Here is a 22,453-nt window from a genome sequence, read left to right on the forward strand (position 1 = left end):
CGCTATAACGTTTCACATATCCATCATTTTTATACATATACATTTGTTTTAGTGTATACATATTTCAGGACGGGTCATAATTAGTGCTTACGTTAAGTATATGAAAAGTAGTCGGCTACGAAGCACTGAACATTCGGTTAAGCACAACGTTTGATATGAGCCAAAATTCTTGAATTTATTACTGCTTCGCCTATTTTTTATATACATCGTTACTTACAGTTTTCTAATAGAGACCAATAAATTTCATACTCTTCGTGTTTTATATTTAACACTTTCTTGGTGTCTAACTTTTCAATAATCTTTCCATTTTTATAAAATTCCCATATTCCAATAGGTGAAAATTCACATTCTGTGCATCTTTCTGCTGTTATTACTTTTTCAAGCTCTTGATTCTCATTAAAAAAACTACTCTTTTGAACGACTATTGGAACGCCTTCAAAAGATTCGTTACTAAAAGAATATTCCATTAGTCGTTCAATTTGTCCATTGTTACCAAAATAATAATGTGTGCCTATAGGTAAAGATTGAGACAAATCAAAAACCCCGTTATAAATTATTACTTGATTTTCATTACGAATAAGCAGCAAATATTTATTTGAATTATTTAAAGAGATTACTTCTTTAGAATAATTTATTTCTTGTCCAAAAATGGAAACAGTAATAAAAAAGGTGAATATGCAGGTTATTATTTTCATAATTGCAAGTAACGGTTGGGCTAAGGTTCGTTGCTGTGATTCGTCCGAAGGACAATCCAGCCGAACCTAAAGATAGCTTTTTGCGCGTGATTTCCGTTTAGGAAATCCGCAAGCAATGAATTTTAGCCATTGTTACCTGTAGTTATTTTTCTTTTACGGTTTCGGTATATCTAATTGGAAAAATTTTATTTATTTCCATCCACTTTTCATTATCCGATTCTTTGTCTGAGTCAATAATTTCCTGAGTTGATTGGTTAAATTTTGCTAATGCAAATTCATTTCTTACTTGATTAAATGCAATGTAAATTTTATTTCTTATCTCCCTATATTTTTCATAGTTCAGTTCTTTATCATAAATCCCTAAAACAATGATATTTTTATTTACGTCCACTTTTCCAGAATGTTTAAACTCTTTTTCAATTGTAATGGGCATTGTTTCATTTTGTGGACTTGGGATAATGAATTTTTTCAATTCATTAATTATCAGACTGTCATGGATAATCTGACCCTCAATTTCTGTAAAGCCATTTTTTTCAACTTTTATTACTACCAAATTTCTTTGTTTAATAACAATTTGCTCGGATTTATTGAATAAGTTTTTCATGTAGTTGTCAAATCCGTATTCTAATTCGACAACTTTATAATCCACTTCCAATTCCATCATTGACTTTAGCTCTTTTTTACAAGATGTTGAGACTAATAAAATAGTCAGAAGTAATAGATTAAGTAAATTTTTGGTCATAATTACAGGTAACAATTCAATATAAATCACTAGTGATCTATATATCTTTTATATGGCGAATCTAGTTAATTTATTTAAAAGAAGTAAATTCCTTCAAATATTTTAAGAGAGTAAAAGGAATCTTAAAAAAAGAAGCCCCTAAAACGATAGTTTTTAGGGGCTTACATAAATAGGTTAGCGCTTATTCTAACTCTAAATATTTTTCCATAATGGTTATTGCAGCTTCAGAAATTACAGTGCCAGGGCCAAAAATTGCCACTACTTTGCGTTCTAATAAATAGTCATAATCTTGGGCAGGAATTACCCCTCCGGCAAAGACCATAATATCTGGTCTTCCTAATTTTTCTAATTCTTTTATTAATTGCGGAATTAAAGTTTTATGACCAGCAGCTAAGCTAGATGCTCCAACAAAATGAACATCATTTTCTATGGCTTGTTTTGCTACTTCTTCTGGAGTTTGGAATAAGGGTCCCATATCTACATCAAAACCTAAATCGGCAAAACTAGAGGCTATAACTTTTGCTCCTCTATCGTGCCCATCTTGTCCCATTTTGGCAATCATTACACGAGGTCTACGACCTTCTATTTCGGCAAATTGATCTGCCAGTTTCTGAGCTTTTACAAATGTACTATCGTTATCTACTTCTTTACTATACACGCCGCTTATTAATTTAGTATCTGCTTTATGTCTTCCAAAATGTACTTCTAAAGCATCGGATATTTCCCCTAATGTAGCAAAGTTTTCGGCAGCTTCCACAGCTAATTCTAATAAATTGCCTTCTCCAGTTTCTGCACATTTAGATAAAGCGGCAATATTTGCATCTACTGTTGCTTGGTCTCTATCTTTTTTCATTTTATTTATCCGCGCAATCTGAGAATCTCTTACGGCGGTATTATCTACTTCTAATATTTCTATATTCGAAGGTTCATTTGTTTTAAATTTATTTACACCTACCAAAATATCTTGACCAGAATCTAAACGGGCTTGCTTACGCGCCGAAGCTTCTTCAATACGCATTTTAGGAACACCAGTTTCTATGGCTTTAGCCATACCACCAAGTTCTTCTACTTCTTCAATAAGTTTCCAAGCTTTATCTGCTATTTCTTTGGTTAGGTATTCTACATAATAGGAACCAGCCCAAGGATCTACCGCTTTTGTAATTTGCGTTTCGTCCTGAATAAAAATCTGCGTATTACGAGCAATACGAGCAGAGAAATCTGTGGGTAAGGCAATAGCCTCATCTAAGGCATTGGTATGTAAGGATTGCGTTCCTCCTAAACTAGCTGCCATAGCTTCGATACAAGTACGGGCTACATTATTAAAAGGGTCTTGTTCACTTAAACTCCAACCCGAAGTCTGACTATGGGTACGCAATGCCATAGATTTTGGGTTTTGCGGATTAAATTGTTTTATAATTTTAGCCCAAAGCATACGAGCGGCGCGCATCTTGGCAATCTCCATAAAATGATTCATTCCTACGGCCCAGAAGAAAGATAATCTAGGAGCAAATTCATCTATTTTTAAACCAGATTTTAGTCCGGTTCTTATGTATTCCATACCGTCTGCCAAGGTATATGCTAATTCAATATCTGCTGTGGCACCAGCCTCTTGCATATGGTAGCCACTAATAGATATAGAGTTAAATTTGGGCATGTTTTTGGTAGTATAATCGAAAATATCTCCAATAATACGCATAGAAGGTAATGGTGGGTATATATAGGTGTTACGTACCATAAATTCTTTTAAAATATCATTCTGGATGGTACCAGAGAGTTTATCTAAAGCAACGCCTTGTTTTTTTGCTGCAGCTATATAAAAGGCCATAATAGGTAGCACAGCTCCATTCATAGTCATGGATACCGACATTTTATCTAACGGAATTTGGTCAAATAAAACCTGCATATCTAAAATAGAATCTATAGCTACCCCTGCCTTACCAACATCACCAGTTACGCGTGGGTGATCAGAATCGTAACCGCGGTGTGTAGCTAAATCAAAAGCAACAGAAAGTCCTTTTTGCCCTGCAGCTAAGTTTCTTCTGTAAAATGCGTTAGATTCTTCTGCGGTAGAAAATCCTGCATATTGGCGTACAGTCCATGGGCGCATGGCGTACATAGCGCTATATGGGCCTCTTAGAAAAGGAGGTACACCAGCAGCAAAGTTTAAATGTTCGGCATTTTTAATATCTTCCTTAGCAAAATGTTTCTTTACGGGAATTCCTTCTGGTGTGTTCCAAATAGTATCTTTTCCGGAAGCGATTTCCTTTTCTTCCGGTGCTGTATTTAATTTTAAATCTGAAAAATCGGGTCTCATACGGCTAATGGATTTAAGGTTTTCTGTATTTTATTTTGAACGCTTGCAATGGTAATCAACACGTCGGAACGTAAATTAACGCAACCATCTAAACCGGCTTTAGTTAATTCTGATAATAATTCACCTGTAGGGTTACCAGCAATCAGTAGCACTTTGTCTTTATTTAGAATTCTAAAAGCTTGCACAAAAGAAACTGCTTTTTCTTCGTAGTCTTGGTCCGAACTGCATAGAACTACTACATGAGAATTAGACTTTGCACTTATTTCTGCGGCTTCTTCAGCACTTTCATAGCTTTTTTCTTGTTGTACATTATAACCGCTAACGCCCACAAAATCATAGGCAAATGCAGCTCTTGCCTTACGCATTGTTAAGTTTCCGAAACTTGCTAATTCTACAACAGGCCTAACTTTTGTTTGTTCTACCAGTTCTTCTGTTTTTTTACGCATAGCTTCAATTTCTAAAGAGGCTCTACGTGGTTTTAATGTTTTAGAATTACCTTCTGTATTGCCAGAAGATAATAGCTCAGAGGAAACTTTTTCCATAAGGTTTGGGTATTTATTTATACCTACCATTGGAAGCCGTCTTTGGCTAATTAGCTTAAGTTTATGTACTCTAATTTCTGCTATTTGTTCTTGTATTTTTTCTTTTTCAAAATTGCTAAAGAAACCACCTTCCGATTCTATGGATTGAAACAATTGTAACGCTTTTTCTGCTATAGCAAGGGTAGCTTCTTCTATATAGTAAGAACCATCTACTGGGTTTGCTACTTTTCCGAAATAAGATTCTTCTTGTAAAATAGTGGTTATATTGCCAGCAATTCTACTAGAAAAGTCGGATACCTCATTAAATTCTTTATCATAAGGATCTACTAAAACCCCATCTACATTACCTAGAATGGCAGACATACTTTCTGTAGTAGCTCTTAATAAGTTGGTGTGCGCATCTGTAATAGATTTGCTCCAAATAGATGTTTTGGCAAGTACAGTATGTTTAAAGTCAGTTACTTGGTATTTTTTAGCTATTTCTTGAAGTAGGTTATTGAAGGCCCTAAATTTTCCGATTTCGATAAAGTATTCTAAACCAATAGCAAATCTAAAATTAAGATTCTCAAAAACTTCTTGAGGAGTAATTCCTTTTTCGGATAATTTATCGATAACGAAAACCAAAGAATTTAAAGAATATGCAATTTCTTGTACTTGGTTGGCACCAGAATCTAAATACTCGCTTGCAGAAATGGTTAATGCTTTGTAATTAGGATATTTAGCAACTAGAGAAAATACTTCAGCGGCTTCTGTAAAAGCTTTTTTTCCAAATTCTCCTTTTGTGACGTATTTAGATATTAACTGTGTGTCTACAAACCCTGTAAGATTCTTTTTGTCTACTTTACTACTCTTAATAAAACTTTTAAAATGCTGAACAAAAGTCGCTGCATTTTTCTTTATAGTAAAGGAAATAGTAATTGTATTTAAATCTATATCTCTTAAAAGTCGGGAAGGAGACATATTTCCTTTTACTATAAAAAGAATACCATTATGCCCTTCTTTAATAGCTGCTAGAGCTAAAGCATTTCCTCTTTTTTCGGAGGAAACATAAATGCTTCTGTAATTAACTAAAGAAGGAGAGTTTTCTCCCGTATTTTTTAGGTATTCCTTATGGTCTTCCGTATTATAAAATGGCTGAATATTGATTTTGTTTAAGTTTTTCCAAACTAATTTTTTATCAAAATCAGCACCTTTTAAATCTGCGGTAACTCGCTCCATCCATTTCTCCTTGGAAACGGGCTCAAAATCAGAAAAGAGCTTTTTATTTGTATTACTCATAATAACATCCTTTAAAAAAATGGTTAAGTTAGTTAACTATTTTGCTACTGCCAAATCTTTCGAAGATTGCTTTGTCTAATTCCTCTCTATGATCGGGGTGTGCAATATCTCTTAAAGATAGTGCTCTTTGCTTTAAAGTTTTGCCAAATAATTCTGCGACTCCATACTCTGTGGCAACAAATCTGGCATGCGCACGGGTGGTAACAACTCCGGCACCTGGTTTAAGTGCTGGTACAATTTTAGAAACCCCTTTATGTGTTGTAGAGGTAACAGCGATTATTGGTTTTCCTCCCTCGGAAAGGGCGGCACCACGCATAAAATCCATTTGCCCACCAACACCAGAGAACATTCTAGTTCCTATAGAATCAGCGCATACTTGACCCGTAAAATCTATTTCTATAGCAGAGTTTATTGCCGTTACTTTTGGATTTTGGCGAATAATGGCGGTATCGTTTACATAGGCAATATCTAGCATTTCAATTTCAGGATTATCATCCATAAAATCGTATAAACGTCTAGTCCCCATTGCAAAACCTGAAATAATTTTATAAGGATTTACTTTCTTTTTGGCACCATTTACTATTCCTTTTTCAACTAAATCTACAATTCCTTCAGAGAACATTTCGGTATGTATTCCTAAATCTTTATGGTTATGCAAATATGTTAATACGGCATTAGGAATTCCACCAATTCCCATTTGTAATGTAGAACCATCTTCTATAATACCAGCTATGTTTTTACCAATTGCTTCTTCTTCGGCTGAAGGTGCAACGAATTTCATTTCATGAATTTCTTCGTCTACAAGAACACAAGCATCAAACTTGTTTAAATGTACTATGGCGTCTCCAAAAGTTCTTGGCATTTTTGGATTTATTTGCGCAATTACTTTTTTCCCTCTTTCTATAGCAGAAATAACTATATCTACAGAAATGCCTAAAGAACAGAAACCATGTTTGTCTGGGGGCGCTACGTTTACCAAAACAACATCTAAGTCCATATACCCTTGACGGAAAAGACTTGGAATATCACTTAAAAAAATAGGAATATAATCTACGGTGTTACCAACCATTTTTCTGACATTGCCACCAATAAAAAAAGCACTGGTTCTAAAGCTATCTTTTAAAGAAGGGTCTGTATAACCGCATTCTCCCTCAGTGTGTAAATGAACAATTTCTACCCCTTTTAATTGAGGGCCGCGTTTTACCATTGCTCTAATTAGAGTCTGTGGTGTAGCAGAACCTCCTTGGATCAACACTCTATTCCCGGATTTTATAAATTTTACAGCCTCATCAGCTGACATTACATTTGGTATTTTCATGGTAGTAAATTTTTGTTGTTATAAAAAAAATGAACGTTGTTTTTATCCTAAGAAACTTAAAATGATACCCGCTGCTATTGCAGAGCCAATAACTCCCGATACGTTTGGTGCCATGGCGTGCATTAGTAAATAGTTAGATGGATCCGATTTTAAGGCCTCCGCATGAACAACTCTAGCACTATCTGGTACTGCAGATACCCCTGCTGCACCTATTAATGGGTTTATTTTGTTATTTCCTTTTAGAAAAAGATTCATAAACTTGGCGAATAATAAACCTCCCATTGTTGCTATAACAAAGGATATAGCTCCTAGTCCAAAGATTAGCATAGAATCTTTAGTTATAAATATATCCGCTTGGGTAGATGCCCCTACAGTTACTCCCAATAATATGGTAACTATATCAATTAATTTGGTCCGGGCAGTATCTGCTAAACGTTCCGTTCTACCAGATTCTTTTAGTAAGTTACCAAAGAATAACATACCTAATAGGGGTAAAGCACTTGGTGATATAAAGGTAGTTAGTAGTAACGCTACAACGGGGAAAATCATTTTCTCTTTCTGAGAAACCGCTCTTGGTGGTTTCATTTTAATTTTACGATCTTCTTTATTGACTAATAAACGCATTAATGGAGGTTGAATTACAGGAACTAATGCCATATAGGAATAAGCTGCAATAGCAATAGGACCAATAAGATTCTTAACTGTGGTTCCATCGGGAAGGAGATTAACGCCATTGGCAAGTTTAGAAGAAAGAAAAATTGCTGTAGGGCCATCTGCACCGCCAATAATACCAATAGCCCCTGCTTCTGGTAGGTTAAACCCTAAATATAAAGCCCCTAAAAAAGTAGCAAATACACCTATCTGAGCAGCAGCCCCTAATAGCATTAATTTAGGGTTTGCGATAAGAGAAGAAAAATCGGTCATGGCACCAATACCCAAAAATATTAAAGGTGGATATATGCCTTTTACCACACCAAAATACAAATAGTTAAATACAGAACCAGCCTCATATATACCTGTTTGATTTCCAGGAACAAATGGAATGTTACCTAAAATAACACCTGCACCTATTGGAATTAGCAATAGGGGCTCGTAATCGTATTTTATTCCAAGATAAATAAAGATAATTCCTATAAGAATCATAATTATATTTCCCCATTTGGCATTAGCAAAACCTGTGTAATGGTAAAATTGGTTTATGCCTTTAAAAGCATCGGAGTAAAAAGCCTCTTCGTCTGCTTTCGGCGTATTGGTAACTGTAACAGAAGTGTTATTAAAATCTGGACTTATAGTAGTACTGAAAAGTAATGGTCTTACAAATAATAGAACAGAAAGAACACTAAAAAGAATTATTAATTTTTTCATTTGTTTACGCTTTAAGAGTCATTTTTTATCTTCATGTATTATTGAAAAAGGACTCTATTTTTTATTCTAGTTCTATCAGTATCTCATTTTGTAATACCTGTTGCCCAACGGCTATATTTAAAGTAGTTACCGTACCAGCTTTTTCTGCGACAATATTGTTTTCCATTTTCATAGCTTCTAAAATTAGAAGAGAGTCGCCCACTTTAATAACATCTCCTACTTTAATATTTAGGCTAAGTATTGTTCCAGGAATAGGGGCTACAATTTTAGTTTTAGAAGAAGTAGGGTTTACTTTAATTGGCTCTGCGGGTCTTTTAGAAGCTGCACGCACGAGAGTAGGGGTTTTTTTAGTTTTTACCTCTTTGGCCATTTCTACTGTATAGGAAGTTCCATTTACTTCTAATGCAATTTTGTTGTTTTCTTGAGATACAATTTTAACCTTGTAACTGTTTTGGTTTATTTTAAAGTCAAAGTTTTTCATTAGTTGTTTTTTTTTGCTACTCGGTTTACTCGAAAATCGAGATTCAAATGTTGCGAGGTATTTTACTTTATTCTATTTTGAATACCATATATTTTAGAACTCCATGGAGAGTATAACTTTCTTGCTTGTTTAATGGTTAAGACTGCATTCTCATTATCATGCTGTTCATTTAAATACATATGTAGTGCTAGAGATATGGCTGCGGCTATTTCACCGGTAAACTCTTTATCTGCTTCTACTTTAATATCTTTTATCTTTTTCTCTCTTCCTTTAGTTATAATCTTATATAGATATAGCATAACGGGCAACCCGTGCTGAAAAAACAGAGAGAGTGTTAAAAGGGCACAGAATACAATTACTAATCCAGTAATTAGTATAGTATAGCCTTGGCTCATTTGGTCTGTAAATAGTAATATGTTTGCCATTATAGTGGAATATTAGAGTGTTTTTTGGGTGGGTTAATTTCTTTCTTATTGCTAAGTAGTTCTAGAGCTCTAACAATTCTGAATCTTGTGTTTCTTGGCTCAATAACATCATCAATAAATCCGTATTTAGCAGCTACATATGGATTAGCGAATTTGGTGTTATACTCTCCTTCTTTTTTCTCAATATACTCTTGTTTTTCATCGGCATCTTCTATTTTTCTAATAGCAGAACCTTCTAGCACTTCCACAGCTCCTTTAGCACCCATAACTGCTATTTCTGCGGTTGGCCATGCGTAGTTTAAATCTCCACGAAGTTGCTTACAACTCATTACATCATGAGCCCCGCCATAAGACTTACGAAGTGTAATTGTTACTTTAGGAACTGTAGCCTCTCCATAAGCAAATAAGAGTTTTGCTCCGTGTAGAATTATCCCTGCGTATTCTTGACCAGTACCGGGTAAAAACCCTGGTACATCTACAAGTGTTACTAGAGGAATATTAAAGGCATCGCAAAAACGAACAAAACGAGCAGCTTTTCTAGAGGCTTCACAATCTAGAACACCAGCGAAATATTTAGGTTGGTTCGCTACAATTCCCACAGGATGACCATTAAAACGAGCAAAACCTACAGTAATATTACGCGCATAATTTCTATGTACTTCAGTGAATTCTCCATTATCTGTAATAACAGAAATAACATCAACAATATCATAAGGTTGGTTCGGGTTTTCTGGTATAATTTCATTCAAAACATCATCCAACCTATCAATAGGGTCAGAACACGTAATGCTTGGTGGCTCTTCTAAGTTATTACTTGGTAAGTAACTCATTAATTTTCTTACCAGAAGAAGGTTTTCTTCGTCATTCTCTGCTAAAAAGTGAGATACACCAGATTTTGTAGAGTGAATATTTGCACCACCAAGTTGTTCTGTGGTAACAACCTCTCCTGTAACCGATTTAACCACTTTTGGTCCGGTTACGAACATATAACTTGTTTGGTCTGTCATGATTGTAAAATCGGTCAAAGCTGGCGAATAAACAGCACCACCAGCACAAGGACCTAAAATGGAAGATATTTGTGGAATAACCCCAGAAGCCATTATATTACGTTGAAAAATTTCGGCATACCCTGCTAAAGAACGAACTCCTTCTTGTATACGAGCGCCTCCACTGTCATTAAGACCAATAACGGGGGCACCAACTTTCATGGCCATATCCATTATTTTACAAATTTTTAAGGCGTATGTTTCTGATAATGACCCTCCGAATACTGTGAAATCTTGAGAGAATACATAAACTATTCTACCATCTATGGTACCATGCCCCGTAACCACTCCATCGGAAAGAAAAACTTGCTTATCTAATCCAAAAGATTTGGTTCTGTGAGTTACGAACATATCAAACTCTTCAAAACTATCTTCATCTAAAAGAATACTAATACGCTCACGTGCGGTTAACTTTCCTTTAGAGTGCTGAGAATCTATTCTTTTTTCACCGCCGCCGAGTTTTGCTTTAGCTCTTTTTTCAATGAGTTCGTTAATTTTATCTTGATTTGCCATCGTAGTATATATGGGTTACTTGCTTATTAAAAGAGGCGTTATTGTTTGGATTTTGAGCATAATTCGGTAAGAACTCCTAAGGTAGATTTTGGGTGTAGAAAACCTATATCTAATCCTTCGGCTCCTTTTCTAGAGACTTTATCTATTAATTGAACACCTCTTTCTTCTGCTACTTGTAATGCTTTTGTAGCATTTTCTACAGCAAATGCTATATGATGAATTCCTTGCCCTTTTTTTGCTATGAATTTGCCAATAGGTCCGTCTGGAGAAGTGCTTTCTAAAAGTTCAATTTTTGTAGACCCTACCATGAAAAAGGCTGTTTTTACTTTTTGATCAACAACCTCTTCAATAGAATAACAAGTAAGGCCTAATACTTTTTCATAATATGCAATAGACTCTTCTAAATTGTCTACTGCTATTCCTAGGTGTTCAATATGAGATATGTTCATAATTGTACTATTTTGTGTGTTTTCTTGTTAGGTATATTATACACTACAAAATTAGAAGTAAGCCGTTCTGGGTTATATGACAGAAGTCATGTAAATAAAAAAAATACGATATCGATATAGTAAATAGAAAATGTAATAAATATGGGGTGTACCAAGATTTTAGACAATTTCTTGGATAATTTTTAGAATGCTATTAGGGCATTATTATGACGCATTTTTATACTTAAAAACGCTTATTCTACTTTTAAAATAATGGGGTTAAAAGCTTTGGAAGCCACTAAAACGGTATCTCCTGGACTTAGGTTTTTAATCTCGGATTCTTGAGCTATTACTTTTACAATCTCGTTAAAAATTAACACGCTAACAATATATACCACATCGTCCTTTTCTATAGCAAGAACTTCTCCTTTAAACTTAAATTTGCCGCTAAGTTTTTTATCAGTAAAAACTTCAGAAGGTTTTCCTTCTTGCGCTATAATGCCATTCTGAAACACAAAAACCCAATCAGATAATTTATAGATTTCACCAATATCATGACTTATTAAAATGGTAGTTAAATGGTACTTTTTATGCACCCTTAAAATATAGTTTTGCAGTTTTATACGTATTTCCGTATCTAGGGCAGAGAGAGGTTCGTCTAGCAGTAATATTTCGGGCTTTTGTACCAAAGCTCTGGCTAATGCAACTCTTTGCTTTTGTCCTCCCGAAAGTGTATCTGGTTTTCTATTTTGTAGTTTATCTAACTCCATTATGGTAAGGAGTTCTTGAATTATATCTTTTGGTTGATTTTTTTGAAGTGCAAATTCTAAATTTTGCTTAACACTCATATGGGGAAAAAGTGCATAATCTTGAAAAACATAACCAATTTTTCTAAGTTGAGGTTTTAAATTGATTTTTTTATCTGAATTAAACCAGGTAACCTTGTTTACAGTAATATTTCCTTTTTCGGGAGGAAGTAATCCAGAAAACATTCTTAAGGTAGATGTTTTACCTGCTCCAGATGCACCATAGAGAGTAACTAATTGTCCTTTTTTAATTTTTAAATTAAGATCAAGAAGCATCGTGCCATCTGCAGATTGTAATTTTTTTTGAATATGTAGAACAATCATTTCACAGATTTTTTTAGATAGCCACCATTAATTAAATACACCATTAGAAGGATGCAAAAGGTAATAGCAAAGAGTACTAAAGAATAGAAATTGGCAGCGCTATAATTTAAGGCTTCTACTTCGTCGTAAATGGCTATAGAAGCCACTTTTGTTTCTCCAGGAATGTTTCCGCCAATCATTAATACAACGCCAAATTCTCCAATAGTGTGCGCAAAAGAAAGAACTATACCAGTTAATAAAGAAGGTTTAATATTGGGAAGAAGTATATGTAATAGTGTCGCTAGTTTGGATTTTCCCATAACATAAGCTGCTTCTTTTAAAGAGTGCGGAATACCAGCAAGCCCAGATTGAATAGGGTGTACCATAAATGGTAAACTATAAAGAATAGAGGCTATAACAAGTCCTGGAAAAGAAAAAAGTAATTTAATACCAATGACTGTATCTAACCAATTTCCAAGGGCATTATTTGGACTAAAAACGACAAGAAAATAAAAGCCAAGGACCGTAGGCGGTAATACCAATGGCATACTTACCAGTGTTTCTACAATAGGCTTTACCCTAGATTTAGTATAAGCAAGCCAATAGCATAATGGTATGGAAATTAGCAATAACAAGAGTGTTGTTATAAAAGCCAGTTTAAAGGTTAATAATAGTGGTTCCCAATTCATATTTTAGAAAGCATTATTTCGTTCCATTTAATGAGGCAAGTGACCTTTTTTTCTACTGTTAACTCTAAATCATTTACAGCATACGTACTTAGTATAGCTGTAATTATCCCTGCAGAGGTACTAACCTTTACTTTGGTTAAAAGTACTCCTTTTTCTATATGTTTTATGTTCCCAGGAATTCTGTTCAGAATACTATCCCTGCTGTTTTTGTCTAATGAAATAATAACTTCTGTTTCTTTAAAAAGCACTGATATTGCATTATTTTTATGTAAAAAAGGGTCTGTTTTTGGGGTTTCTAAAATAATAGATTTAAGAAATATTTCTGTATTAATATCTATTGTAATTACCGAGAAATGCCCTTCCGTAGTTACTTTACTAATATTTCCTTTAAAACTATTCATGCGTGGAATAACCAAATTTAGTTAATAGTAGCTGCGCTTCTTTAGAAGAAATATAAGCATAAAATTCTTTCGCTTTTCTATTACTTTCTAAATCTTGTTTTATAACTACTATTCCTTGTTTAATAGGAGAATAAGTAGTAGAATCTATAGCGGCCCATTTTCCTTTGTTTTCTAGTTTTTCGGATAGAATAGTAGACATTGCTGTAAAACCTATTTCTGCAGCTTGCGAATGAACAAATTGGTTGGTTTGCGAGATACTTTCTCCTATCACAAACTTATGTTTTAGAATTTCATTTAAGTTATAATGTTCTAAAACATCTTTTGTAGCGGCTCCGTAGGGTGCTGTTTTAGAATTGGCTATAGCAATGTGTTTTATATTGTCCTTTTTTAATAGGGCTATAGAGGGAGTTATGTTGGTGTTAGCAGTCCATAGTACTAGTTTGCCATTCGCATATATTTTTGGAATGCCAATTGCAAGGCCAGAGTCATAAATTTCTTCCGGATATTTCATGTTTGCAGAGGCTAAAATATGGTAAGGGGCACCCGCTTTTATCTGTGCTGTAAGTTTTCCGGATGAACTCACTACCAATTGGCATTTTATATTTGTCTTTTTTGTGAAATCTGTTATTAGAAACTCCATTACTTCTTGCATATTTGCCGCAGTTGCAATTATAATAGGGTTTTCTTTGTTCTTTTGGTTGCAAGAGAAAACAAGTATAGAAAAAACTACCGTAATAAATAAGTAAGAAAGAATTCTTATCCTATTTGCTAAAACGGTAATAGTACGGTTTCTATATTTTATTAATTTACTCAGGAGAATTAATCGGTTGTTTTAGTACTGTTAATATAAAAATTGGAATCAGTTTTAAAAGAAGCTATATCTTCTTTAAAAGATTTAGAGTTCCAATTTTCCGTAGGATAAATCCAAATAGCCTTATCGGCTATAAAAATACGCAATGGCATGTTAAAACCAGAAACAACATTGGTATATCTATATTTTAAAGTGTTGCCATTTATTGTGTACTGTAATTTTGGGATTTTTGCTGTTCTTAAATACTGGTCAAAAAAAGAAGTTAGGTCCTTCTTAGTATGTCTGCATAAATAATCTTCTATTTCTTGGGTAGTTACTATCGAATGATAAAAATCTTTATTTAAACCTCTTAATATGGTTCTCCATAAGCTATCATCATTTACTATTTGCCGTAAGGTATGAAGCATATTGGCTCCTTTGTAATACATGTCTTTAGAGCCTTCTTTATTTACATGGTATGGCCCTATAATGGGTTTGTCGTTAGCTATGTTTCTACGTAGTCCTATGACATATTCAGAGGAAGCTTTGGTGCCATAGTAATAATCTAGAAAAAGGTTTTCTGAGTAACAAGTGAACCCTTCATGAATCCACATATCGGCAATGTCTTTGTTAGTTATATTGTTAGCAAACCACTCATGACCTGCTTCGTGAATAATAATAAAATCGAATTTTAATCCCCATCCGCTTGCAGATAAATCGGTTCCTAAATATCCCTTCTTGTATTTATTACCATAAGTTACGGAACTTTGATGTTCCATCCCGAGGTAGGGAACTTCTATTAGCTTAAAGCTGTCTTCATAAAAAGGGTAGGGGCCAAACCAATATTCAAAAGCTCTCATCATTTTCGGAGCATCGGTAAAATGAACTTTAGCTTTTTCTAGATTATCTCGTAAAACATAATAATCCATATCTAATTTTCCTTTCTCTCCATGGTATACTTCATGGAAGTTAACATAATCTCCAATATTAAGATTTACTCCGTAGTTATTAATAGGGTTACTTACAAACCAATGATAGGTATTTGTAGTTTTATTTTTTTCTATTTTTCTAAGTCTTCCGTTAGATACGTCCATTAGCCCTTTAGGGATGGTAACACTAATGGCCATACTATCCACTTCGTCGTACATATGGTCTTTGTTTGGCCACCAAACGCTAGCTCCTAATCCTTGACAACTAGTAGCAATAAAATGTTTTCCATTAGTATCTTTTTTCCAGGAAAAACCGCCATCCCAAGGAGCTCTTACTGCTTCTTTCGGGTGTCCCGAATAGGTAATTAAAATTTCATTAAAATCTCCTTTTCGTTGTTTTTTTTGAAGGGTTATAAAATGTGCATTTTCATTAGATATTACTTTTAATTCTTTTCCTTCTTGGGTTACTTTACTTATTTTTAAAGGAGGCTGTAGGTCTATTTGAAGAGTTTGTTTTTCTTCTAAAACCTTATACCGAATTAAATTATTTCCGCTAATAAATTTTTCTTCTGGTTTTACATCTACGCTAAGATGGTAATAATTTAAATCCCACCAAGCTCTTTCCGGTGTTATACTCCCTCTTAAAGTGTCTTGCTCTGTGAAAGAGTTCTTAGGAGAAAGGAGCTCTTGCGATTGTACAGAAACAAAAGCTAGTAGGAGAGTTAAATAAGTTAGTATTTTCATTTTACGAAATAATATTATCTAAAAATAGCGTTTGGAAAGGTAACTATACTTTCTTGACCGTTAGCACCAATAGCGGCTATACCAAAGAAATAATTGTCCACAACAATACCGTCTAGTGTATGTTCTAGTACATTACCTACGGATTTACTATAATCCCAAGTAGGGGAGGTGGTATTTCTCCAATAAATTTTATATCCCACGGCACCATCAACTTTACTCCATTTAAATTTAGCAGCAGGTTCTACAATACCTCCAATTTCTACCTTTTTTGGAGCAGGAGGGGCCCATGCGATAGATGCTAAACTAATTGCATTTACAGCTGTAAGTTTTTTATTGTATTCAAAATTTACATGTTCTACTACGTCTCCATAAGCAATGCCATTTTCGGTTCTAATGTCTTGGTGTTGTTGTGTGTAGTTTTCATGCGCTTCCATAATTCGGATTCCTGCAAAACCAGCATCATTAAATGGTTTATGATGACCGCCACGACCAAAACGGTCTAGTCTGTAAACCAGCATAGGATTCATTTCTGGCATATATTTTTTTGTAGTTTTATAAACAAAGCGAGCTAATTGTCTAGAAATACCGTCTACTTCGCCACCATAAAATCTACGTAATTTTCTTTCTTTTTCCGTTTCTGTTGGGGGAACAGGTTCGGAAAATATTCTAAAATCGCGATTACTAATAACACCATCTACTCCGGTAATGTTTCCAATCATATCATTATTTAAAATGCCAATAATTTCCCAGCCTTTTTCTTTGGCAAAATTGGCAAGCCCTTTACCTCCAAAAAGGCCTTGTTCCTCTCCGGATAAGCCTACATATAGTATACTATTTTCAAAGCTAAATTGCGATAGTACTCTTGCTGCCTCTAGAGTACCTGCCATGCCAGTGGCATTGTCATTTGCGCCAGGAGAATTACTAGTATAATTGTTAGGGTCACTTACTCTAGAATCTATATCGCCGCTCATGATTATATAGCGATTGGGATATTTTGTTCCTTTTTGAAGGGCCAAAACATTCACTACCACTACATCTTTTGTAATTCTATCGTTTTCTCCTTTTTTAATCAAGTTTTTTTGATAGGTTACTTCTAAACAATTATTACAATTCTTAGAGGTTTTTTGAAACTCTTTTTTAATCCATCGTCTAGCAGCACCTATACCTCTGGTCTTAGAGACCGTATCACTTAAAGTATGCCTTGTACCAAAATTGGCCAACGTAGTTACATCTTTTTTAATTCTTTCCGAAGAAACGGCATGGATAATAGAATACATATCTGCTTCTTTTTGGCCTAGACAAATGTTGGATAGGAGCAGAAATCCTAGTAAAATTAATACTCTCATATGGTTTTTTTAATTAGACTTTTCTAAAGTACGTTTTACTTTAATTTTATCTCTTAAAAAAATGTTAACTCCTTTTGTTTAAAATATATCTATGGTTAATTAATTTAATTTTCTTGGCTATATTCATTATTACTACATAACAAGATTTTTTCATAATCTTTTAAACCTGCGCAGGTATAGCCCCTTTCTTAAAATCGCCAAAAGTAATTTAAAGTTTGCATTTTTATTATATAACAGTAAACAACCTCGGGGCAAGCCCACGAGGCATTAGAAGGGAAATTAGCATTGATTTCGACGCAAGCGTCGGAGCATTTATATCTCGATTATCGATTAAAAAGAGGTTTCATTCAGTAGATTGGTACTATTTGCATAATTTTCTTATATAGATTGCGTTTAGATAATTCTTTACATAGGTCAAAAACTATAACAAAACTACTTATGTTGTTTTTTAAATATTATTCAATAGTATTATCAATTACCCTGAATACAGGGTGTTTTTTAAAGATTAATTTATAGTCTTTTGTATAACAAAAAGAAATGGGAAATCCTTTTAAAAAAATAACAAATAACGCGGAAAACTCTAAAAGTGCAATACATGATAGAGGAAATTCTACTAGTACTAAAGTTAGTACTGTTCAATGTAATTCCTGTGGTGCACCTAGACCTAACAATTCTAACTTAACAAAGTGCGATTATTGTAGATTACCATTCATGGAAAATGTAAAAACTTTTAAAGCAGATATATAATATGGCTACTCAAGAAGAATTAATTCAGCGGTGGGATTCTTTTTTACATAAAATTGAAGAACGATTTAATGAGTCTCTCTTGCATGCCGCAGAAGCTTGTCATGAGCAGTTAGTAGAAACGGATTATGAATATGAAACAGTAATGCGTTCTTGGAGCGGAATGAAAGCTCAAGTTTATGATTTAATTAAGAAGATAGATACGGTTTGGGATAGTAAAGTACAACCAGAAATGGAAGCGATAGGAGATTTTCATTATGATGAAAATAATAAAGGGTACAATTTAAATCATAAACTTATCTATGCTTTAGATAATTTCCAGAGGCAATTAGAAGGAGAAATTTCCCAAAAATTCTATAACCATGCTATACAAATAGCTAATAAAAAATCTAAATGCTCACAGTGTAATGCACAAATAGAAGTACAGAAAGACATTTTTAGAGCGCAATATATTACCTGCGGTTTTTGCAATGCCGTAAATACAATAGAGCCAGAAACTAAGTTTATAAAAATTGGTTGGGGTATTGTAGATAATATTGCAGCTAGTATCTGTCAGCCAGAGTATAACAATATGTGTATAAAGCTTGATGAGCTTCAGGAACTCCGAAAATCGGAACGTAATGATGCCTATTGGGATGCTTACGAAATTGCTTATTATTCTTATTGGGAAAAATATTTTAACGAAAGAATAAAGTTAAATTCAGATGTTGCTGATAGGTTAGAGGCAGATTTAGAGCGAAAGAAAACAGAATTTGAAAAATATAAAGAAATACAAACTAAATAATTAAATAAAATGGATGCAATTAATGGAGTAACATTTGAAGATTGGGGAGCAGCTTGTGGAAACATAGCACAAGGTATGGATGTTGAAGAGATATGTAAAATACTAGGAATTGAATTACCTGTATGGCAAAAAACTAACGAAGAATGGGGTGGTAAATTAGGCGATTTAATGGCCCAAGACATGAGCTTGGCAACTACCTATAGTGAATACTTCACCAACCCTAAAGTTGGTAAATTTGCGAATGTAGCATCGGATGTTCCTGCTCTAGATAGTCTTTTAGTTAAAGTTCCTGATTTTGATGCGTACCAGAAAATAATAAATCATCAATCCGCAGCATCACAACACGGAATAGACCCTGTTGCAATCATTGAACAGTATGGTTTAAACTTGCAACATTGGGGGCAACTGAATATGCATTATTCTAGTTATTCTCAAGAATATTTAAATACTGATCACCCAGAGTATGAGCAAAGGTTTAGAGAAATTTCTGGTATTATGAAAAAATGGGAAGATTATTGGGCAGAACATTATAAAAATGACGCTGTAGATTTGGGAGAAGATATAGATTTTTAAACTATTATAATTTTAGAAATACAACATTTTTTTTAAGCTAATAAAATATAGAATTTTAGGAGAAAGTTGCACTTAAAAATAGGTATATATGAAATTAAAAAAACAAATGCGGTCGGTTATTCAATGGGAGAACCCTAAAGAATATCAGTTATTTTATAAGTTTATAGATCAAGGAGATGAATTAAAGAATGCTTCTAAATTAATTTTGCAACCAGGGCAAGGATGTATCTTTACCTATGAAGGAAAAGTAGAAGGTGTTTTTGATGAAGAGGGAATTTATGATTTAAAAACAGGTAACAAGCCTTTTTTAACCACTATTAAAAAGTTTATGAACTTTTTTGAGAGTGAGCATAAAACAGGAATTTGGTTTTATAGAAAAGCAGATATGCTAAATGTTCGTTGGGGAACTCGTATGCCTATTAAATATAATGATCCTGTTTATAGTTTCCCCGTACAATTAAGGGGGTATGGTAATTATTCTATAAGAATTACAGATGCTAAATCCTTCTTTGTTAATTTTCTTATTGGTAAATTAGATTATTTCGTAGACCAATTACAAGAAGTCTTTCTCTCTAGAATAACACAACCTATTTCTAATTATTTAGCCAATGCTAAATTTTCATATGCAGAAATAGATAGTAATATAGAATTAATTGCAGAAGAAACAAAGAATAAAACAAAACCTATTTTTGAAGAGTTAGGGTTTAAATTACTCGATTTTAGGATAGAAGGAACGTCTTTTGACTCAGAGACAGAAAAGCGTATTGGGGAAATTAGTGACATTCAGGCAGAAGTAAAATCAGCAAATATAGCTGGGGTGGATTATGCTGAACTTCAAAAACTAAAAGCTATGCGAGATATGGCTAAAAATGAGGGAATGGCTGGGGCAAGTATGGGAATGTTTGCTGGCATGAATATGGGGAATACTATGGGTAATATGCAAATGACACCACAGGAAAACCAACCATCCAAAACAGACGTTAGAGCTAAATTAAAAGAACTGAAAGAACTTTTTGAAGATGAGCTAATCTCGGAAGAAGAGTTTAAGGTTAAAAAACAAGAGTTACTTAGTAAAATGTAATAGGCTGGTGTATACCATTTTTTAATATAAGATTATAAATCTAATTTTGAGATAGCACCTTCTAAAAAGGTAGGAGGTGTTTCTTTAAAGTTAAGAATCTCAAAAGTAAGGAAAGAGAGCATATAAAATACTTAAAATACGGAATACGACAGAATAAGTAAATTTTAACCGATTAATTTTAATGAGTCTAAAGAATCAAGAACTTCTTTTTAAAGGATATACAAAAGATGTTTTTCCTTTATTAAGAAAAATACCTGGTAATAAGCTTAATAACTTATTTAACCAATATATAGTTTATTGTAAAAAAACAAGGGTAGTGCAGCGTATACTTCTTTTCTTTGCAGGTATAGCTATACTTCATAATTTTTTCATTTTCTCTGGAGCATACGATAGTAATTTTGATTATCAATTCATTATAATAGGCTTGCTAGTATTATTATTAATTCCTTGTTTTGTTGTTATCGGTATTTTATTAAGGGGACAACTGAAGATTCGCCGAGAACTTAGAAAATTATGTTTGGCAGCTAGTTTACCTGCCAAAAAAACAAGAAAAGAATTTAATGAATATATAAAAATACATATTGGTGGATTTGGAATATAATAAACCTATGAAAAAATAAACTATTCTCTTTTGGTTTTGAAGCTTTTGATGGTTTAATGAAGATACGAGCTCACAAATAACAGCTTAGGCTAGGAGTTCAAAAGTTTCCTTTATGCATAGCCATCCTTTGTGCGGCTATTTTTCTAGATGATATTAAGTACTACTCCAGAGTTTATAGTTAACCGTTTTACTTGGTTTATAGAGGCATTAGTGCTATTTATTTAATTGGATAAAAGTTTTTTTGACACAAAAAATAGAATAATAAAGTGGTAGAAATAATAGCGAATAGACCAATACTATTGGTGGTATATAACGGAAAGCAAAACAAAAATTAACTTCTTTTTTGGTATAAGAAATATACCCCTAAGATGGGGCCAATAACTAAGAAAGGAAATAAAAATGGAGAAGAAATTTTAGTAGAAAGTAGGGATAGCAACTCAATACTTAAAATACTAATTGTAAAACCAATACAAGTTGATATTGTTAAACCAGTTGCTTTTATTTTTTTTGGGACAGCTTTAGCTACTAAATTAGAAAATTGCGGAGAATCTGCAGTTACCGCCATGCCCCAAATACACCATAAAATAATAAAAACGAAAGCTGGAAGTTGAAATAACAAAGGAGAAATTAAGCAGAAAATACCAGAAACTAACAAGGCTGTTAAAGCAACTCTATAGCTGCCTAGCCTTTTAGATAGTAGTCCGCCTATAATACAGGAAACCCCTCCAAAAGCAATTACTATTCCGGTTGTTAAAGAAATAGGGAAGGAGTAAAGGTTTATTTGGTTGTAGGTTTTAATAGCAAGAGGGGTAAAAGCCCAAAAGGCATAAAGTTCCCACATGTGTCCAAAATACCCTATTGCGGCTTTTTTAAAATCTTTTAGTTGAAATACATCTTTTGCTTCTTTAATTTTTAATGTATTCATGGGTTTGCAAAAGGGACCATTTGGAACAAGAAAACCGATTAGAAGCCCTCCAATTATTGCCATTAAAGAGGTGGTTTTTATTATAATAGAGTACTCCTCTGTGTTTGTAATACTATCTATTAAATAAGGGAAAGAAGTTCCTAAAACTAAAGCGCCAACTAAATATCCTAAAGCTTTTCCTAATCCTTTTTTATAGTAATCAGATGCTATTTTCATACCAACAGGGTAAATACCAGCTAAGAAAAAGCCAGTGCCAAATCTGGCTAAAAGTAAATGAAGAGGAGAAATAGTTTCTGATAATATTGTAAAATTACAGATGGATGCTAGTAAGGCAGAAATCATAAACACCCTAGAAGGAGAAAACCGATCGGCAACCATAAAAACAGAAAATACTAGAGTACCAATAATAAAACCAAACTGAACAGAAGACAGGACGTAGCCCATTATTTCTATTCCAAGCCCTGTTTTTACTATTAAAGTTTCTATAATAGCATTACCTGCAAACCATAAAGAAGTACAAGCGAATTGCGCTATTATGATAATAGGTAAAATGTATGGTTTTCTACGCAATAGAAGTGATTAAAAAAATG

At 33.6% G+C, this 22,453-nt stretch carries 22 protein-coding genes; 5 read left to right on the forward strand and 17 right to left on the reverse strand.

Annotated elements, in window-relative coordinates:
• Window positions 1-209: 209 nt before the first annotated feature.
• The 16 genes from Q0856_RS04515 to Q0856_RS04590 form a co-directional block, all read right to left on the reverse strand.
• The gene (locus Q0856_RS04515) at window positions 210-695 is read right to left on the reverse strand and encodes a hypothetical protein (RefSeq protein ID WP_298503078.1); all 486 of its coding nucleotides are present in this window, start codon (window positions 693-695) and stop codon (window positions 210-212) included.
• A gap of 142 nt (window positions 696-837) precedes the next feature.
• Window positions 838-1,437 carry a hypothetical protein gene (locus tag Q0856_RS04520; RefSeq protein WP_298503081.1) on the reverse strand — a complete coding sequence of 200 codons (600 nt, stop codon included), beginning with the start codon at window positions 1,435-1,437 and terminating at the stop codon, window positions 838-840.
• 181 nt (window positions 1,438-1,618) lie between these two features.
• Window positions 1,619-3,751 carry a methylmalonyl-CoA mutase gene (gene scpA, locus Q0856_RS04525; RefSeq protein WP_298476944.1) on the reverse strand — a complete coding sequence of 711 codons (2,133 nt, stop codon included), beginning with the start codon at window positions 3,749-3,751 and terminating at the stop codon, window positions 1,619-1,621.
• Window positions 3,748-5,571, reverse strand: coding sequence for a methylmalonyl-CoA mutase family protein (locus tag Q0856_RS04530; RefSeq protein ID WP_298503084.1), 1,824 nt, complete (start codon window positions 5,569-5,571; stop codon window positions 3,748-3,750). The genes scpA and Q0856_RS04530 overlap by 4 nt, the downstream gene beginning before the upstream one ends.
• 28 nt (window positions 5,572-5,599) lie before the next feature.
• The gene (locus tag Q0856_RS04535) at window positions 5,600-6,889 is read right to left on the reverse strand and encodes an acetyl-CoA hydrolase/transferase C-terminal domain-containing protein (RefSeq protein WP_298476937.1); all 1,290 of its coding nucleotides are present in this window, start codon (window positions 6,887-6,889) and stop codon (window positions 5,600-5,602) included.
• Between the two features lie 42 nt (window positions 6,890-6,931).
• Complete coding sequence (locus Q0856_RS04540) at window positions 6,932-8,254, reverse strand: sodium ion-translocating decarboxylase subunit beta (RefSeq protein ID WP_298503086.1); 1,323 nt, start codon at window positions 8,252-8,254, stop codon at window positions 6,932-6,934.
• Between the two features lie 61 nt (window positions 8,255-8,315).
• Window positions 8,316-8,735, reverse strand: coding sequence for a biotin/lipoyl-containing protein (locus tag Q0856_RS04545; RefSeq protein ID WP_298476932.1), 420 nt, complete (start codon window positions 8,733-8,735; stop codon window positions 8,316-8,318).
• Window positions 8,736-8,797: 62 nt separating this feature from the next.
• Window positions 8,798-9,160 (reverse strand): OadG family protein, encoded by a 363-nt coding sequence (locus Q0856_RS04550; RefSeq protein WP_298503089.1) that lies wholly within the window; start codon window positions 9,158-9,160, stop codon window positions 8,798-8,800.
• Window positions 9,160-10,719 (reverse strand): acyl-CoA carboxylase subunit beta, encoded by a 1,560-nt coding sequence (locus Q0856_RS04555; RefSeq protein ID WP_298476928.1) that lies wholly within the window; start codon window positions 10,717-10,719, stop codon window positions 9,160-9,162. Before Q0856_RS04555 ends, Q0856_RS04550 begins: the two co-directional genes overlap by 1 nt.
• Window positions 10,720-10,757: 38 nt before the next feature.
• A complete protein-coding gene (mce, locus tag Q0856_RS04560) occupies window positions 10,758-11,168 on the reverse strand; it encodes a methylmalonyl-CoA epimerase (protein ID WP_298503091.1) in 411 nt (136 codons plus the stop codon).
• Window positions 11,169-11,401: 233 nt separating this feature from the next.
• Window positions 11,402-12,277, reverse strand: coding sequence for an ATP-binding cassette domain-containing protein (locus Q0856_RS04565; RefSeq protein ID WP_298503093.1), 876 nt, complete (start codon window positions 12,275-12,277; stop codon window positions 11,402-11,404).
• A complete protein-coding gene (gene modB / locus Q0856_RS04570; RefSeq protein ID WP_298503095.1) occupies window positions 12,274-12,945 on the reverse strand; it encodes a molybdate ABC transporter permease subunit in 672 nt (223 codons plus the stop codon). Before modB ends, Q0856_RS04565 begins: the two co-directional genes overlap by 4 nt.
• Window positions 12,942-13,346 (reverse strand): TOBE domain-containing protein, encoded by a 405-nt coding sequence (locus Q0856_RS04575; RefSeq protein WP_298503097.1) that lies wholly within the window; start codon window positions 13,344-13,346, stop codon window positions 12,942-12,944. The genes modB and Q0856_RS04575 overlap by 4 nt, the downstream gene beginning before the upstream one ends.
• Window positions 13,339-14,148, reverse strand: coding sequence for a molybdate ABC transporter substrate-binding protein (modA, locus tag Q0856_RS04580; RefSeq protein WP_366139594.1), 810 nt, complete (start codon window positions 14,146-14,148; stop codon window positions 13,339-13,341). The genes Q0856_RS04575 and modA overlap by 8 nt, the downstream gene beginning before the upstream one ends.
• A 17-nt stretch (window positions 14,149-14,165) precedes the next feature.
• Window positions 14,166-15,809 (reverse strand): M1 family metallopeptidase, encoded by a 1,644-nt coding sequence (locus Q0856_RS04585; RefSeq protein ID WP_298503099.1) that lies wholly within the window; start codon window positions 15,807-15,809, stop codon window positions 14,166-14,168.
• A gap of 14 nt (window positions 15,810-15,823) precedes the next feature.
• Window positions 15,824-17,155 carry a M28 family metallopeptidase gene (locus Q0856_RS04590; protein ID WP_298503100.1) on the reverse strand — a complete coding sequence of 444 codons (1,332 nt, stop codon included), beginning with the start codon at window positions 17,153-17,155 and terminating at the stop codon, window positions 15,824-15,826.
• Window positions 17,156-17,692: 537 nt separating this feature from the next.
• Here Q0856_RS04590 and Q0856_RS04595 point away from each other — a divergent pair.
• The 5 genes from Q0856_RS04595 to Q0856_RS04615 all read left to right on the forward strand — a co-directional run bounded on the left by Q0856_RS04595 (window position 17,693) and on the right by Q0856_RS04615 (window position 20,938).
• Window positions 17,693-17,902 carry a hypothetical protein gene (locus Q0856_RS04595; protein ID WP_298503102.1) on the forward strand — a complete coding sequence of 70 codons (210 nt, stop codon included), beginning with the start codon at window positions 17,693-17,695 and terminating at the stop codon, window positions 17,900-17,902.
• A 1-nt stretch (window position 17,903) separates the two neighbouring features.
• Window positions 17,904-18,683 carry a hypothetical protein gene (locus Q0856_RS04600; RefSeq protein WP_298476908.1) on the forward strand — a complete coding sequence of 260 codons (780 nt, stop codon included), beginning with the start codon at window positions 17,904-17,906 and terminating at the stop codon, window positions 18,681-18,683.
• A gap of 9 nt (window positions 18,684-18,692) precedes the next feature.
• Window positions 18,693-19,256, forward strand: a complete 564-nt coding sequence (locus Q0856_RS04605) for a hypothetical protein (RefSeq protein WP_298503104.1) — start codon at window positions 18,693-18,695, stop codon at window positions 19,254-19,256.
• Between the two features lie 88 nt (window positions 19,257-19,344).
• On the forward strand, window positions 19,345-20,337 hold the full coding sequence (locus Q0856_RS04610; protein WP_298503106.1) for an SPFH domain-containing protein: 993 nt from the start codon (window positions 19,345-19,347) through the stop codon (window positions 20,335-20,337).
• A gap of 181 nt (window positions 20,338-20,518) precedes the next feature.
• Window positions 20,519-20,938 (forward strand): hypothetical protein, encoded by a 420-nt coding sequence (locus Q0856_RS04615; protein ID WP_298476900.1) that lies wholly within the window; start codon window positions 20,519-20,521, stop codon window positions 20,936-20,938.
• 331 nt (window positions 20,939-21,269) lie between these two features.
• Here the strand turns inward: Q0856_RS04615 and Q0856_RS04620 are convergent, their stop codons facing one another.
• On the reverse strand, window positions 21,270-22,433 hold the full coding sequence (locus Q0856_RS04620; RefSeq protein ID WP_298503108.1) for an MFS transporter: 1,164 nt from the start codon (window positions 22,431-22,433) through the stop codon (window positions 21,270-21,272).
• Between the last annotated feature and the right edge of the window lie 20 nt (window positions 22,434-22,453).

It is taken from the genome of uncultured Maribacter sp., assembly GCF_947496775.1.
Classification (GTDB): Bacteria; Bacteroidota; Bacteroidia; order Flavobacteriales; family Flavobacteriaceae; genus Maribacter_B.

Excerpts from the sequence above, each read along its gene's own strand:
- Q0856_RS04595 (WP_298503102.1), top strand. The coding sequence starts at position 17,693 with ATGGGAAATCCTTTTAAAAAAATAACAAATAACGCGGAAAACTCTAAA.
- Q0856_RS04540 (WP_298503086.1), bottom strand. The coding sequence starts at position 8,254 with ATGAAAAAATTAATAATTCTTTTTAGTGTTCTTTCTGTTCTATTATTT.
- Q0856_RS04545 (WP_298476932.1), bottom strand. The coding sequence starts at position 8,735 with ATGAAAAACTTTGACTTTAAAATAAACCAAAACAGTTACAAGGTTAAA.
- Q0856_RS04575 (WP_298503097.1), bottom strand. The coding sequence starts at position 13,346 with ATGAATAGTTTTAAAGGAAATATTAGTAAAGTAACTACGGAAGGGCAT.
- Q0856_RS04610 (WP_298503106.1), top strand. The coding sequence starts at position 19,345 with ATGAAATTAAAAAAACAAATGCGGTCGGTTATTCAATGGGAGAACCCT.
- Q0856_RS04555 (WP_298476928.1), bottom strand. The coding sequence starts at position 10,719 with ATGGCAAATCAAGATAAAATTAACGAACTCATTGAAAAAAGAGCTAAA.
- scpA (WP_298476944.1), bottom strand. The coding sequence starts at position 3,751 with ATGAGACCCGATTTTTCAGATTTAAAATTAAATACAGCACCGGAAGAA.
- Q0856_RS04585 (WP_298503099.1), bottom strand. The coding sequence starts at position 15,809 with ATGAAAATACTAACTTATTTAACTCTCCTACTAGCTTTTGTTTCTGTA.
- Q0856_RS04515 (WP_298503078.1), bottom strand. The coding sequence starts at position 695 with ATGAAAATAATAACCTGCATATTCACCTTTTTTATTACTGTTTCCATT.
- modB (WP_298503095.1), bottom strand. The coding sequence starts at position 12,945 with ATGAATTGGGAACCACTATTATTAACCTTTAAACTGGCTTTTATAACA.
- mce (WP_298503091.1), bottom strand. The coding sequence starts at position 11,168 with ATGAACATATCTCATATTGAACACCTAGGAATAGCAGTAGACAATTTA.
- Q0856_RS04520 (WP_298503081.1), bottom strand. The coding sequence starts at position 1,437 with ATGACCAAAAATTTACTTAATCTATTACTTCTGACTATTTTATTAGTC.
- Q0856_RS04550 (WP_298503089.1), bottom strand. The coding sequence starts at position 9,160 with ATGGCAAACATATTACTATTTACAGACCAAATGAGCCAAGGCTATACT.
- Q0856_RS04530 (WP_298503084.1), bottom strand. The coding sequence starts at position 5,571 with ATGAGTAATACAAATAAAAAGCTCTTTTCTGATTTTGAGCCCGTTTCC.
- Q0856_RS04590 (WP_298503100.1), bottom strand. The coding sequence starts at position 17,155 with ATGAGAGTATTAATTTTACTAGGATTTCTGCTCCTATCCAACATTTGT.
- Q0856_RS04615 (WP_298476900.1), top strand. The coding sequence starts at position 20,519 with ATGAGTCTAAAGAATCAAGAACTTCTTTTTAAAGGATATACAAAAGAT.
- Q0856_RS04565 (WP_298503093.1), bottom strand. The coding sequence starts at position 12,277 with ATGATTGTTCTACATATTCAAAAAAAATTACAATCTGCAGATGGCACG.
- Q0856_RS04535 (WP_298476937.1), bottom strand. The coding sequence starts at position 6,889 with ATGAAAATACCAAATGTAATGTCAGCTGATGAGGCTGTAAAATTTATA.
- Q0856_RS04600 (WP_298476908.1), top strand. The coding sequence starts at position 17,904 with ATGGCTACTCAAGAAGAATTAATTCAGCGGTGGGATTCTTTTTTACAT.
- Q0856_RS04605 (WP_298503104.1), top strand. The coding sequence starts at position 18,693 with ATGGATGCAATTAATGGAGTAACATTTGAAGATTGGGGAGCAGCTTGT.